This window comes from Nocardia sp. NPDC006044 (assembly GCF_042871115.1).
Classification (GTDB): domain Bacteria; phylum Actinomycetota; class Actinomycetes; order Mycobacteriales; family Mycobacteriaceae; genus Nocardia.
Map to the genome: position 1 here is coordinate 144,229 of NZ_JBIAID010000006.1, position 12,669 is coordinate 156,897.

At 68.6% G+C, this 12,669-nt stretch carries 14 protein-coding genes; 10 read left to right on the forward strand and 4 right to left on the reverse strand.

Going from position 1 to position 12,669, the window contains the following annotated elements; genetic code table 11:
* Nucleotides 1–5: 5 nt before the first annotated feature.
* Nucleotides 6–629, reverse strand: coding sequence for a TetR/AcrR family transcriptional regulator (locus ACFYO1_RS39950; protein WP_387243554.1), 624 nt, complete (start codon nucleotides 627–629; stop codon nucleotides 6–8).
* Between the two features lie 73 nt (nucleotides 630–702).
* Nucleotides 703–1,431 (reverse strand): hypothetical protein, encoded by a 729-nt coding sequence (locus ACFYO1_RS39955; RefSeq protein ID WP_387243557.1) that lies wholly within the window; start codon nucleotides 1,429–1,431, stop codon nucleotides 703–705.
* Nucleotides 1,432–1,819: 388 nt separating this feature from the next.
* Between ACFYO1_RS39955 and ACFYO1_RS39960 the strand changes: the two genes are divergently transcribed.
* Nucleotides 1,820–2,272, forward strand: a complete 453-nt coding sequence (locus ACFYO1_RS39960) for a hypothetical protein (protein ID WP_387243560.1) — start codon at nucleotides 1,820–1,822, stop codon at nucleotides 2,270–2,272.
* A 6-nt stretch (nucleotides 2,273–2,278) separates the two neighbouring features.
* Here ACFYO1_RS39960 and ACFYO1_RS39965 read toward each other — a convergent pair whose 3' ends face one another.
* Together ACFYO1_RS39965 and ACFYO1_RS39970 are read right to left on the reverse strand one after the other, a co-directional pair.
* Nucleotides 2,279–3,073 (reverse strand): SDR family oxidoreductase, encoded by a 795-nt coding sequence (locus tag ACFYO1_RS39965; protein WP_387243563.1) that lies wholly within the window; start codon nucleotides 3,071–3,073, stop codon nucleotides 2,279–2,281.
* Nucleotides 3,073–4,284: an acyl-CoA dehydrogenase family protein gene (locus ACFYO1_RS39970; protein ID WP_387243565.1), complete on the reverse strand. Its 1,212-nt coding sequence runs from the start codon at nucleotides 4,282–4,284 to the stop codon at nucleotides 3,073–3,075. Before ACFYO1_RS39970 ends, ACFYO1_RS39965 begins: the two co-directional genes overlap by 1 nt.
* A gap of 79 nt (nucleotides 4,285–4,363) precedes the next feature.
* Here ACFYO1_RS39970 and ACFYO1_RS39975 point away from each other — a divergent pair, with 79 nt between their 5' ends.
* The 9 genes from ACFYO1_RS39975 to ACFYO1_RS40015 all read left to right on the forward strand — a co-directional run bounded on the left by ACFYO1_RS39975 (nucleotide 4,364) and on the right by ACFYO1_RS40015 (nucleotide 12,598).
* A complete protein-coding gene (locus ACFYO1_RS39975; RefSeq protein WP_387243568.1) occupies nucleotides 4,364–5,917 on the forward strand; it encodes a FadD3 family acyl-CoA ligase in 1,554 nt (517 codons plus the stop codon).
* Complete coding sequence (locus ACFYO1_RS39980; protein ID WP_387243571.1) at nucleotides 5,917–6,798, forward strand: enoyl-CoA hydratase; 882 nt, start codon at nucleotides 5,917–5,919, stop codon at nucleotides 6,796–6,798. Before ACFYO1_RS39975 ends, ACFYO1_RS39980 begins: the two co-directional genes overlap by 1 nt.
* Entirely contained in the window at nucleotides 6,799–7,941 is a 1,143-nt protein-coding gene (locus ACFYO1_RS39985) for an acyl-CoA dehydrogenase family protein (protein WP_387243574.1), read from the forward strand. It abuts the gene before it with no gap.
* Nucleotides 7,938–8,951, forward strand: coding sequence for an acyl-CoA dehydrogenase family protein (locus ACFYO1_RS39990; protein ID WP_387243577.1), 1,014 nt, complete (start codon nucleotides 7,938–7,940; stop codon nucleotides 8,949–8,951). The genes ACFYO1_RS39985 and ACFYO1_RS39990 overlap by 4 nt, the downstream gene beginning before the upstream one ends.
* Nucleotides 8,948–10,003 carry an acyl-CoA dehydrogenase family protein gene (locus ACFYO1_RS39995; protein ID WP_387243579.1) on the forward strand — a complete coding sequence of 352 codons (1,056 nt, stop codon included), beginning with the start codon at nucleotides 8,948–8,950 and terminating at the stop codon, nucleotides 10,001–10,003. The genes ACFYO1_RS39990 and ACFYO1_RS39995 overlap by 4 nt, the downstream gene beginning before the upstream one ends.
* Before the next feature lie 91 nt (nucleotides 10,004–10,094).
* On the forward strand, nucleotides 10,095–10,358 hold the full coding sequence (locus ACFYO1_RS40000) for a hypothetical protein (protein ID WP_387243582.1): 264 nt from the start codon (nucleotides 10,095–10,097) through the stop codon (nucleotides 10,356–10,358).
* Nucleotides 10,355–10,771 (forward strand): type II toxin-antitoxin system VapC family toxin, encoded by a 417-nt coding sequence (locus tag ACFYO1_RS40005; RefSeq protein WP_387243585.1) that lies wholly within the window; start codon nucleotides 10,355–10,357, stop codon nucleotides 10,769–10,771. The genes ACFYO1_RS40000 and ACFYO1_RS40005 overlap by 4 nt, the downstream gene beginning before the upstream one ends.
* Before the next feature lie 124 nt (nucleotides 10,772–10,895).
* Nucleotides 10,896–11,339, forward strand: a complete 444-nt coding sequence (locus ACFYO1_RS40010) for a MarR family winged helix-turn-helix transcriptional regulator (RefSeq protein WP_387243588.1) — start codon at nucleotides 10,896–10,898, stop codon at nucleotides 11,337–11,339.
* Between the two features lie 11 nt (nucleotides 11,340–11,350).
* Nucleotides 11,351–12,598 (forward strand): MFS transporter, encoded by a 1,248-nt coding sequence (locus tag ACFYO1_RS40015; protein ID WP_387243591.1) that lies wholly within the window; start codon nucleotides 11,351–11,353, stop codon nucleotides 12,596–12,598.
* The last annotated feature ends 71 nt before the right edge of the window (nucleotides 12,599–12,669 follow it).

A 12,669-nucleotide genomic window follows, 5' to 3' on the forward strand; every position in this document is an offset into this window, starting at 1 on the left:
AACTCCTACGTGGTGTGCTCGGCCGTGGAAAGCGTGAGGCCGTCGAGCACGATGGTCAGATATTGCTTGGCGAGGTTGTCCACGGTGATGGGGCCGCCCGGCTGGTACCAGCGCACCGCGACCCACACGGTGTCGCGCAGGAACCGGTAGGCCAGTTCGACGTCGATCTCGGGCCGGAAGCTGCCGTCGGTCACGCCGTTGGTCAGCACCCGGTGCCAGAGCTCGCGGAATTCGCGGTTGTAGTCGGCGATGTAGGCGAACCGCTCGGCGGTGCGCAGGCGCTTGGCCTCGGCCTGGTAGATCGCCACCGCGGCGTGATGGCGATCGAAGGACTGGTAGGACGCGATCACCAACGCTTCCAAGGTGTCTCGCGGGCTGAGCCCGGCGCCGACGATCTCCCGGTAGTGCCCGAACAGTTCGTCGAGGAAGCCGCGCAGGATCTCGTCGACCATCGACTCCTTGGAATCGAAGTGGTGGTAGAGGCTCCCGGATAGAATTCCGGCCGCGTCGGCGATGTCGCGCACGGTGGTGGCGCGCAGGCCACGCTCGGCGAACAGTTCGGCCGCCAGCGTGAGCAGTTCATTGCGCCGTGCGGATTTCGAAGGTTCGGGTGCGGTCACATCGGCCATAATACAACCAAGCATTTGCTTGGTACAGGGTGGCGCGTCATTGTGCGTGCCGAAGGCCGGGCGATACGTCTGTTCAGCGGACCGAATAGCGCAGCGGCGAGGACACCGATAGGTCCGCTAGCAGCCGGTCGCAGATCACCACCGGCGCGATGCCCGCCCTGGCCATCCGGGCCACCAGCGCGAGCCGGCGTTCGCAGCTGTCCCATTCGACAGTCAGCTGGCCGCGCCCCGGCCCGGCGTCCACCGTCGCCATCACCCGCGGCGGACCGTAGGCCATCGGCTCCTCGATCAACTTGAGCACCATGCCGCGTTGCCAGGCCTGATAGGTGTCCATGTCCGCGCCGACCACCAGCTTGTCGGTGGCGGCGCAGAGGCCCTGCGCGATCTCCTCGTCGAAGGCCACCCGATCGAACCGGAACTTGCGGCATTTCGCCACCACGTCGAGCAGATCCGCGCGCACCTCGCACAGCAGCGCGGACTGCCGATGCCTGCGCCGGTCCTGCTCGCTCTCCGCCGGATCGGCGCCGAGCCCGATCTGCTTGGCCCGCTCCTGATCTCGCGCCATATCGGCGCGTAGCGCGCCCCGCGGGTCGCGGGCCACCTCGCGCTCGTCGACGGCGTACTGCTCGAGGATCTGGACCGCGCGCGTCGCGGTCGCACATTCGGAGGTGTGCTCCATGAGTTCGGCGCCAAGGGTTAGCGCGGCGAGCACCATGCTGTCCAGCCTGCGCCTGGCTAGCACCACTTCGCGCACCAATTCGAGTTCCAGTTGTTCGCGGGCAGCTGGGCTATCCAGGCCCATAGCCATCGCCCCTTTGGAGAGTGCGGGATCCGATCTAAACCAGCATGGCACACCCCGGGGGCATCTGGCGCTGCCTTTTCTACCTGATCAGCCGCCCATTTGCTCGATATGCGCCGGAAGCTGGAAGGCGATCGCACTCTGGCGCGCTCGGCCGTCCGTCCAGTCTGTCGCGGCCGGGCAATCGCGGCGCGTAGCCAACGACGGGCAACGCGAAAGAGATTCGAGCAACCGTTAGCGAAAGATGTTGCGGCCTACGTCGGATCGCCGAATTTCGCGTGTGCGCCACCCGTGGTGCGCGAAGATCGCGGAGAATCACCCGACCGAGTGCGGTGCCCGCCCGAGCCGCCGCGCGCGGGCCGCCGACCGAGTTCGCCACGAAGGGATATCCATGCGTATCGCCACTACACCGCGACTGCTCGCGGTCGCCGCGTCGGTCGCGCTGCCGATGCTCGCCGCCGCGGCCCCGGCCACGGCCGCACCGCCCGGAGAATCCTGGGACACGATTTTCACGACGGCCCGATCCGGGCTCTGCGTCGGCCGGATCGACCCGAGCATCGGGCACGGCGGTCTCCCCAATGGCGGTGCCCTGTTCAACTTTCAGGCCACGCTGTGGGGCATCGGGGACTGCCGGGTGACCATCACCGCCCAGTGGACCAACACCGACAACGGACGCAGCGGCATGGTCAGTCAGGAGATCACCGGACCGGGTTATCACCACTACGGCGCCGAGCCCCGGTTGTATCCGGGACCCGGCCACGTCGAGGTGACCTTCACGCTGGACGCCGCGTCGGTTCCCGCGCCCGCCCACGGCCGGTGGCAGATGCCGGACTACGGAAACTGAATCGGCTCAGGCGCGCTGGCTGCTGACCGAGACGACCTCGCCGGTCAGGTACGAGGTGTAGTCGCTGGCCAGCATGGCGATGGTGGCCGCAACCTCCCACGGCTCGGCGGCCCGGCCGAAGGCTTCCCGCTCGGAAAGACGGTCGAGCAGTTCGGTCGAGCTGACCTTGTCCAGGAACGGGTGCCGGGCGATGCTCGGCGCGACCGCGTTGATCCGCACGCCGAGCTCGGCGGCCTCGACCGCGCTGCATCGGGTCAGCGCCATCACGCCGGCTTTGGCTGCGGCGTAATGGGCTTGGCCGTGCTGCGCGCGCCAGCCGAGCACGCTGGCGTTGTTGACGATCACGCCGCCGTGGCCCGCGTCGCGGAAATAGCCGAGCGCCGCGCGGGTGCAGCGGAAGGTGCCGTTGAGCGTGATGTCGAGGACGCGATCCCATTGCTCATCGGTCATGTCGACCACCGGGGTCTCGCCGCCGAGGCCGGCGTTGTTGACCATGATGTCGATCCGGCCCATCGCCTCCGCCGCGCCGCGCACCAGCGCGTTCACCTGATCGGTGTGCTGCACGTCGCAGGCGATCGTGGCGACTTTGCGCTCCGGGAACTCGGCGGCGAGTTCGGTCGCGGTCTCGGCCAGACGCCGCTCGTGCCAATCGGAGACGACCACATCGGCGCCCTCGGCGAGCAGCCTGCGCGCGGTGGCCGAGCCGATGCCGGTGCCCGCCGCCGCGGTGATGACGGCGGCACGCCCGGTCAGCAGGCCGTGCCCGGGGACCGGCTGCGGGGCAACAGAAAGATCGCCCATCAGCGGGCCTCCCGCGGCAGGCCGAGCACGCGCTCGGCGATGATGTTGCGCTGCACTTCGTTCGAACCTCCGTAGATCGTGTCGGCGCGGGTGAACAGGTAGAGCCGCTGCCATTCGTTCAGGTCGTTCTCCTCGGCCACCAGGCCGGCCGGGCCGAGCACCGCCATCGCGAGCTCGCCGAGGCCGCGATGCCAGTTGGCCCACAACAGCTTTGCCACCGAGGCCTGTCCGCCGTCGTCGACGCCCGCGCCCTCCATGGTGCGGATGGCGTGCGCGCGCAGCACCCGCAGGCCGACCCAGGCCCGGTCGATCCGCTCGGCGATGAGCGGGTCGTCGGCGGCGCCGGTCCGGCGGGCCAGCGCCTCGACGTCGGCGAGTTCGCGGGCGAACCTGATCTGCTGGCCGAGCGTGGAGATGCCGCGCTCGAAGGTCAGGGTGCCCATGGCGATGCGCCAGCCCTCGCCCGGCGCGCCGACCACCAGATCGGCGGCGGTGCGCGCGTTGTCGAAGAACACCTCGTTGAACTCCGAGGTGCCGGTCAGCTGGATGATCGGGCGCACATCGATGCCCGGCTGGTTCATCGGTACCAGCAGGTAGGAAAGGCCCTTGTGGCGCAGCGAGCCGCGCTCGGTGCGGGCGATCACGAAGCACCAGTCGGCCACGTGGGCCAGCGAGGTCCAGATCTTCTGGCCGTTGATCGACCACTCGTCGCCGTCGAGCTGGGCCGCGGTGGTGATCGCGGCGAGATCGGATCCGGCGCCCGGCTCCGAATAGCCCTGGCACCACAGCTCGCTCACCGTGCGAATGCGCGGCAGGAAGCGGTCCTTCTGCGCCTGGGTGCCGAAGGCGAGCACGGTCGGGCCGAGCAGTTCCTCGCCGACGTGCGAGACCCGGGCCGGGGCGTTCGCCTTGGCGTACTCCTCGTGGAAGATCACCTGCTGGCGCACCGTCGCCTCGCGACCGCCGTACTCCTTCGGCCAGCCGAGGCAGGTCCAGCCGGCCGCCGCGAGGTGCCGGTCCCAGGCAAGGCGCTCGTCGAACGCCTCGTGTTCGCGGCCTGGACCGCCGAGCCCGCGCAGTTCGCGGAATTCGCCGTTCAGGTTCTCCGCCAGCCACTCGCGCACGTCGGCGGCGAATTGCGCGTCTTGCGTCGCGGAAAACCGCCCGTCCTGCGCGGCGGTGTCGGATTCTGAGGTCTGGATCGCACCCACGCCGGTAGGATAACCTACCAAGCACTTGCTTTGTAGGGCGCTCGTACAAGTGCTCGACACCCGGACGGTAAGGACAACCGTGACAACCCCTGCACTGACGACACCGCTGGCGCTGCAACACGCCGCCCGCACGTTCGGCACCGCGCCCGCCCTGGCCGACGGCCCGGTGCGACTGGACTGGGCCCAGCTGCTGGCGGCGGTCCAGGAGGTGGCGCGGGCGCTGATCGCGCGCGGCGTGCAGCCGGGCGACCGGGTCGCGATGTGGGCGCCCAACACCCACCACTGGGTGGTCGCGGCGCTGGCCGCGCACTATGCCGGGGCGTCGCTGGTCCCGTTGAACACCCGCTATGTCGCCGACGAGGCCGCCGACGTGCTGGTCCGGGTCGACGCGCGGGCGCTGTTCATCGCCGGGACCTTCCTCGGCCGCGATCGGCTGGCCGAATTACGCAAGGCCGCACCGGAACTCGATATCGAGACGGTCGTCGTCATCCCGGTCGAGCCGGGCACGAAGACCGGCGACGAGACCGCGTTCGACTGGTCCGAACTGGCCGACGTCGCCGAAAAGGCCACGCTCGCCGAAGCCGAGGCGCGCGCCGCGGCGGTTAGTCCCGAGGACACCTCGGACATCCTGTTCACCTCCGGCACCACCGGACGCAGCAAGGGCACCGTGGTCGCGCACCGGCAGGCGCTGTCGGTGGTGCGCGCCTGGGCCGAATGCGCGACGCTCACCCGTGCCGACCGGTATCTGGTGGTCAGCCCGTTCTTCCACAACTTCGGCTACAAGGCGGGCATCCTCGCCTGCCTGGTCACCGGGGCCGCGATCGTGCCGCAGGCGGTGTTCGACGTGCCCGCCACCATGCGGCTGGCGAGCGAGGAGAAGATCACCGTGCTGCCCGGGCCGCCGACCATCTATCAGACGCTGCTCGACTACCCGGACCGCGCGGAGTTCGACCTCGGCACCCTGCGGGTCGCGGTGACCGGCGCGGCGAACGTGCCGGTGGTGCTGGTCGAGCGGATGCGCGCCGAGCTGGACTTCGAGGTGGTCATCACCGCGTACGGCCTGTCCGAGGCGGCCGGCTTCGGCACCATGTGCCGCCCGGACGACGACGCCGAGACCATCTCGGGCACCTGCGGCCGACCGATCGCCGATTTCGAGCTGCGGCTCGCGCCCAACGGCGAGGTGCTGCTGCGCGGGCCGAACGTGATGCTCGGCTACCTCGACGATCCCGAAAGCACCGCGGCGACCATCGATTCCGACGGCTGGTTGCACACCGGCGACATCGGCACGGTGGACGAGCGGGGCAATCTCAAGATCACCGACCGGCTCAAGGACATGTACATCTCGGGCGGGTTCAACGTGTATCCGGCCGAGATCGAGCAGGCGCTCGCGCGGCTGGACGGCGTCGCCGAATCCGCGGTAATCGGCGTGCCGGACACCCGGATGGGCGAGGTGGGCAAGGCGTATGTGGTTCGCAAGGCGGGCGCGCAGCTCACCGCGGAGCAGGTGCTCGCCCATGCCACCACCGTGCTGGCCAACTTCAAGGTGCCGCGGTTCATCGAATTCCGCGACGAGCTGCCCTACAGCGCCGCCGGGAAAGTGCTCAAGCGTCAACTACGTGAGGAGATTCGTTAATGTCGGAACCGATCCCGGACGAGGGTGACGTCGTCACGTACGAGGTGCGCGGCCGCACGGCGATCGTCACGCTGAACCGGCCGGACTACCGCAACGCGCAGAACTCGGTGATGACCTATGCGCTCGACGCCGCCTTCGAGCGGGCGGTCGAGGACCCCGAGGTCGGCGTGATCGTGTTGGCGGGCAACGGGAAACACTTCAGCGCCGGGCACGACATCGGCACCCCGGGCCGTGATCATCACATCCGCTACCCGAACAAGGCCGCGCTGTGGTGGGACCACGTCGACCGGGTCGGCGGCGATCAGCGCTTCGCCCGCGAGCTCGAGGTCTACCTCGGCATGTGCCGGCGCTGGCGGGAGATTCCCAAGCCGACCATCGCGATGGTGCAGGGCGCGTGCATCGCGGGCGGGCTCATGCTGGCCTGGGTGTGCGATCTGATCATCGCCGCCGACGACGCGTTCTTCTCCGATCCGGTGGTGCGGATGGGCATTCCGGGCGTCGAATACTTCGCGCATCCGTGGGTGATGGGGCCGCGGGCCGCCAAGGAGTTCCTGTTCACCGGGGACCGGTTCGGGGCGGCGCAGGCCAAGGAGTGGGGCATGGTCAACCGGGTGGTGCCGCGCGCCGAACTCGAGGCCGAGACGCTCGCGCTGGCCGAGAAGATCGGCACCATGCCGCAATTCGGGCTCGCGCTGACCAAGAAGGCGGTCAACCAGGCCGAGGACCAGATGGGCATGCGCACCGGGATGGATTCGGTGTTCGGGCTGCATCATTTCGCGCACGCGCACAATGCCGAGGTCGGCGCCGATTCGCTGGGCGGCATGAACGCCAAGTCGATGAAGGCGCAGGCGGCCTCCGCCGGCGAGAACGGGGCGAAGTAAGTGGATCTCGAGATCGACCAGGCGACCCAGGAATTCCAGACCGAGGTCCGGGAGTTCCTGGCGGCCAACAAGCCCGCGCAGCCGCTGCCCTCGATGGACACCAAGACCGGGTTCGAGGCGCACCGCGCCTGGGAGCGCACCCTCGCCGACGCACGGCTCTCCGTCGTGGCGTGGCCGGCGGAATACGGCGGTCGCGATGCCTCGCTGCTGGAGTGGGTGCTGTTCGAGCAGGAGTACTACGCCGCGGGCGCGCCGGGACGGGTGAGCCAGAACGGCATCTTCCTGCTGGCGCCAACGCTTTTCGAGCACGGCACACCCGAGCAACTCGCCCGGATCATGCCGCGGATGGCGCGCGGCGAGGACATCTGGGCGCAGGCCTGGTCGGAGCCGGAGGCAGGCAGCGACCTGGCCGGCATCCGGTCGACCGCGCGCCGGACCAACGGGGGCTGGCTGCTGAGCGGCCAGAAGACCTGGAGTTCACGAGCGGCCTACGCGGACTGGGCCTTCGGGCTGTTCCGCAGCGACCCGGAGGCGGAGCGGCACAAGGGACTGACCTATGTGATGTTCCCGTTGTCCGCGGATGGGGTTGCGGTGCGGCCGATTCCGCAGCTGGACGGCGAGCCCGGCTTCGCGGAGATCTTCCTCGACGAGGTGTTCGTGCCCGATCGCGATGTGATCGGTGCGCCCGGTGAGGGCTGGCGGGTGGCGATGAGCACGTCCAGCAACGAGCGCGGCCTGTCGCTGCGCAGCCCGGGACGGTTCAGCGCGACCTCGCAGCGGTTGATCGATCTGTGGCTCGACACCGGCGACGAGGCGAACACCGGGCAGCGAGATGCCGTGGTGGACGCCTGGATCGGCAGTGAGGCCTACCGACTGCACACGTTCGGCACGGTGACCCGGCTCAACGAGGGCGGCAAACTCGGCGCGGAATCCTCCATCACCAAGGTGTTCTGGTCCGAACTCGATATCGCCATGCACGAGACCGCGCTCGAGGTGCTCGGCGCCGGTGCCGAACGGTCCGGGTCGTGGACCGACGGATATCTGTTCTCGCTGTCCGGGCCGATCTACGCGGGCACCAACGAGATTCAGCGCAACATCATCGCCGAGCGGCTGCTCGGACTACCGAGAGGAAGCAGCCGATGAGGTTCGCGCTCAGTCCCGAACAACTCGACTTCGGTACCAGCGTGCGCAAGCTGCTCGACGCGGGACGCACGCCCGCGGCGGTGCGCGCCTGGGCGAGCGGGGATCCGCGGCCCGGACGCGGGCTGATCCGCCAGCTGGCCGGTGCGGGAGTGCTCGGCCTGGCCATCGATGACGAGCACGGTGGGGTCGGCGCGGAGCCGATCGATCTGGTGGTCGCGTTCATCGAGCTCGGGCGCGCTGCGGCGCCGGGTCCGCTGGTGGAGACCGCCGCCGCGATACCCGCACTGCTGCAAGCGCTTCCGGACAAAGAACTGGCGGCGTGCTGGTTGCCCGGCTTCGCCGAAGGCGCCGAGCTGGGCACCATCGCTTTCGCGGCAGCGGAGCACAGTCCGGTGGCACTGGATGCCGACAATGCCGAGGTCGTGCTGATCGCGGATGGCGGTCGAGTGCACGTCGGCCACCGGACCGGGCTGGTGCGGTCGATCGATCCGGCGCGCCGGCTGTTCGCTGTGGCCACCGACGAGCCCGTCGCCGAGGGTGTCGCCGACGCGGTTGCCACCGGGTTCGACACCGGTGCATTGGCGTGCGCGGCACAACTGCTCGGCGCGGGCCGCGCGCTGCTGGACTCCACCACCGGATATGCCAAGCAGCGCAAGCAGTTCGGCAAGCCGATCGGCGAATTCCAGGCGGTCAAGCAGAAACTCGCCGACGTGCTGATCGGCCTGGATCTGGCCGAACCCCTGCTCTACCGGGCCGCGCTCACCCTGGGTGAGCCGACCCGCGGCCGCGACGTCTCGGCCGCCGTGGTCGCCTGCGGGGACGCCGCCTACCGGGCGGCCAGGGCGGCGCTACAGGTGCACGGCGCGATCGGCTACACCGCCGAATACGACCTGTCACTGTGGTTGACCAAGGTCACCGCGCTCCGTTCCGCCTGGGGCACACCGGATCTGCACCGGGCCCGGATCGCGCAGGCGCTGCGCGCCGACCGGCAACTTCGAGGGACGGCATGACCAGCACCGAACATCAGGAATTCACCGCCTCGGTGCGCGCATTGCTCACCAAGCACACCGGATCGGCCGCGGTGCGTACCGCGATGGATACCGAACTCGGCTACGACCAGGCGCTGTGGCAGCGGCTGTGTGCGCAGATCGGCGTCGCGGCGCTGGCCATTCCCGAGGAATACGGCGGCATCGGCGCGAGCCTGGTCGAATCCTTGCTCGTGGTCGGTGAACTCGGCCGCACCCTGGCCGGCGTGCCGATGCTCGGCTCCGCCGTACTCGGGGTGCAGGCCGTGCTGCTGTCGGCCGACCAGGAGGCGTGCGCGCGGTTGCTCCCCGAGGTCGCGGAGGGTACCCGCACCCTCGCGGTGTGCTGGGCCGGCGACAAGGGCTGGGACGAGCCGGGAGTTCAGGAGACGAACGGAACCCTCACCGGCACAGCCCGATACGTGCTCGACGGCAGCATCGCCGACACCCTGATCGTGGTCACGCCGACCGGGCTCTTCGAGGTCGACCCCGCCGCGACCGGGGTCACCCGGCGCGTCGTGCCGACCATGGACCCGACTCGCAAACTGACCGAAATCACCTTCGTCACCGTCGAAGCCCGCCGCCTCGGCACGGCCGATCCGCAACCGGTTATCACCCGTCTACGCGAAATCGCTTGGGCCGCAATCGCCGCCGAACAGGTCGGCGCTGCCGAACACTGCCTGGACATGACGGTCGAATACGCCAAATCCCGGGTCCAATTCGGCCGCCCCATCGGCAGCTTCCAGGCCCTCAAACACCGCATGGCCGACATGTACGTCCTCCTCGAATCGGCCAAGTCCGCCTCCGCCGCCGCCACCCTCGCGGTAGCCGAGCACGCCCCCACCGCCCCCGAAGACGTCTGGGTCGCCCGCCTGCACTGCTCCGACGCCCTCACCACCATCGTCGCCGAAACCGTCCAACTACACGGCGGCATAGCCATCACCTGGGAACACGACGCCCACCTCTTCTTCAAACGCGCCCACGGCAACACCCACCTCTTCGGCACACCACGCCGCCCGGTGACTACATCGGCATAAGGCACCCTGTACGTCTCAAAGTCGCAGACATCGTTTACGGAGGATGACCTGGTCTAGCAAGTCGCACTCGACAGTCCCTAAACTGACGGCTATGACCTCCGCACACGACTACGAGGAGCTACATCACCTGGTAGACCGGCTCACTCCGGCCCAGGCTCGGCATCTCCGCCTGCTCGTGTCGGAGGACCCGGAGTTGTCCACCACAGCTGCGGCGGAGGACAACGAGCACCGAGGCCGGTCCGAAAGCCTGCGATCACTCGCCGGGATCTGGGATTCCGGCAGGACCGATGCTGCCGAGCGCCATGACCACTACATCCGTGAACGCCTGCGTCAGCGGCGCGACGAATGGCAGTGACCACCACCGTGCTGGACACCGGTCCGCTGGTAGCTCTGATGGATCGCAGTGACAACCGGCACGCCGAATGCGCCCACTTCTTCTCGACTTTGCGCGGCAGGCTTTTGTTACCCGCATCAGTGATGATCGAGGTCTGCTGGCTGTTGGAAGAACGTCCCGATATCGAAGCCGCCTTCCTCGACAGGGTCGAAGAGGATGTCTTCGAGCTGGTCTCGTTCACGAAACCAGACGTCGGCCGGATCGCCGAGCTGGTGCGTCAATATGCCGATTTCCCCTTGGGCACGGTCGACGCGTCGGTCGTCGCCGTCGCCGTCGCCGAGCGGTTCGACACCGACAGGGTTGCCACGCTCGACCGAAAGCACTTCGGCGTGGTCCGCCCATCCCACGCGGGGTCGTTCGCACTGCTGCCTTAACTCCGAATCGCCTGGTCAGAGCCCCGGTATGCGTTGCGTACCGGGGCTTTGGTGTGTTCGTGACCGAGTTCACGGGACATATATAGTTAGCTTATGTAATAATATGTGGGTGCAGCAGGCTCAGGTGAACACAGCGGATGACATTGTCGTCGATCTACTCGTAACCGCGGGCAGGCTCACTCGGCTGGCCGGGGTGATCAGCGGCGATGATCTGCCGCGGGCGGTGTTGCGGGCACTTGCGGTGCTCGACGAACACGGCGCCGTACGGGTCAGCGAGTTCGCCAGGATCGACCGATGTTCGCAGCCGGCGGCAACGACGCTGATCGGCAGGCTGGTCGCGGATGGTTTCGCGACCCGGCGCAAGGACTCGGCCGATTCCCGGGCCGTCGTCGTCGAACTCACCCCGGCCGGACGCAACCGGCTCACCCAGGCGCGGCAGGCGTTCGCCGCCGCGCTTACCACGCGGCTCACCGGCTTCGATACCGAACGCCTCGCCCGCATGGACACCGATTTGAACGAACTGCTGGAGGCCCTGAAAACGGCTACGCCACAGCATCATCCGATATAAAGGGAAGATCGATGAGCACCTTGGCTCCTGATCGCGCCACCGGCGCGGAACCCACCACAAGCCATCGGCAACCGAAAGCCGTTTGGGCCGTTGCGTTCGCGAGCGTGATCGCCTTCATGGGCATCGGGCTGGTGGACCCGATCCTGAAACCGATCGGCGAACAACTGCACGCCTCGCCGTCGCAGGTGTCGCTGCTGTTCACCAGCTACATGCTCGTGACCGGCGTGGCCATGCTGATCACGGGTGTGGTGTCCAGCCGGTTCGGCGCGAAGAAGACGCTGGTGGCCGGCCTGGCCATCATCATCGTGTTCGCCGCGCTGGCCGGTTTGTCCAACACCGTCACGCAGATCGTCGGGTTCCGCGCCGGGTGGGGTCTGGGCAATGCCCTGTTCATCGCGACCGCGCTGGCCACCATCGTCGGCGCGGCGAGCGGCGGTGTCGCGCGGGCGATCATCCTCTACGAGGCCGCGCTCGGCATCGGCATCGCGACCGGGCCGTTGCTCGGCGGCGTGCTGGGTGGAATCAGCTGGCGTGGACCGTTTTTCGGCGTCTCGGTGCTGATGGCCGTGGCCTTGGTGAGCATCGTCGTGCTGCTGCCCGAAGGCCCGAAGCCGACGCATCACACCTCGATCGCCGCGCCGTTCCGCGCGCTGCGCCACCGCGGCCTGCTGACCGTCAGCCTCACCGCGCTGCTCTACAACTTCGGCTTCTTCACGCTGCTCGCCTACACCCCGTTCCCGCTGAACATGGGCACCTACGCGATCGGCTTCATCTTCTGCGGCTGGGGCATCCTGCTCGCGCTCTCCTCGGTGTTCCTGGCGCCGCGGTTGCAGCGGCGGTTCGGTTCGCTGCCGATGATGAGCCTGTCCATCGCGCTGTTCGCCGCGGACCTCGCGGTGATGGCAGCGTTCGCCGAGCACAAGCCGGTGCTGATCGCCGGCACCGTGCTGGCCGGGCTGTTCCTCGGCGTGAACAACACGCTGATCACCGAGGCCGTGATGATCTCCGCGCCGGTCGAGCGGTCGACCGCGTCGGCGGCCTACAGCTTCGTCCGCTTCGCCGGTGGCGCGGCCGCGCCCTACCTGGCCGGCAAGCTCGGCGAGCACAGCATCGCGCTGCCGTTCTGGGTCGGCGCCGCCTGTACCGCGGGTGCGGTACTGGTGCTGCTGGCCGGGCGCGCGGCCCTCGCGCACATCGACGACCACGACCCGGCGCCGCACAGCGTCGCCGAGGCGCAAGCGATCACCGTCGGCGACTGAACCCGGGACTGCTGCCTGGACCTGCTGAGGGTCCAGGCAGTTGTGCTGTGTGCGACCCATGCTCGAGCCGC

What these genes read in the sequence shown, in the direction of transcription:
- ACFYO1_RS39965 (WP_387243563.1), bottom strand. Translation starts at nt 3,073, where the DNA reads ATGGGCGATCTTTCTGTTGCCCCGCAGCCGGTCCCCGGGCACGGCCTG.
- ACFYO1_RS39960 (WP_387243560.1), top strand. Translation starts at nt 1,820, where the DNA reads ATGCGTATCGCCACTACACCGCGACTGCTCGCGGTCGCCGCGTCGGTC.
- ACFYO1_RS39990 (WP_387243577.1), top strand. Translation starts at nt 7,938, where the DNA reads ATGAGGTTCGCGCTCAGTCCCGAACAACTCGACTTCGGTACCAGCGTG.
- ACFYO1_RS39950 (WP_387243554.1), bottom strand. Translation starts at nt 629, where the DNA reads ATGGCCGATGTGACCGCACCCGAACCTTCGAAATCCGCACGGCGCAAT.
- ACFYO1_RS39980 (WP_387243571.1), top strand. Translation starts at nt 5,917, where the DNA reads ATGTCGGAACCGATCCCGGACGAGGGTGACGTCGTCACGTACGAGGTG.
- ACFYO1_RS40015 (WP_387243591.1), top strand. Translation starts at nt 11,351, where the DNA reads ATGAGCACCTTGGCTCCTGATCGCGCCACCGGCGCGGAACCCACCACA.
- ACFYO1_RS39955 (WP_387243557.1), bottom strand. Translation starts at nt 1,431, where the DNA reads ATGGGCCTGGATAGCCCAGCTGCCCGCGAACAACTGGAACTCGAATTG.
- ACFYO1_RS39995 (WP_387243579.1), top strand. Translation starts at nt 8,948, where the DNA reads ATGACCAGCACCGAACATCAGGAATTCACCGCCTCGGTGCGCGCATTG.
- ACFYO1_RS40000 (WP_387243582.1), top strand. Translation starts at nt 10,095, where the DNA reads ATGACCTCCGCACACGACTACGAGGAGCTACATCACCTGGTAGACCGG.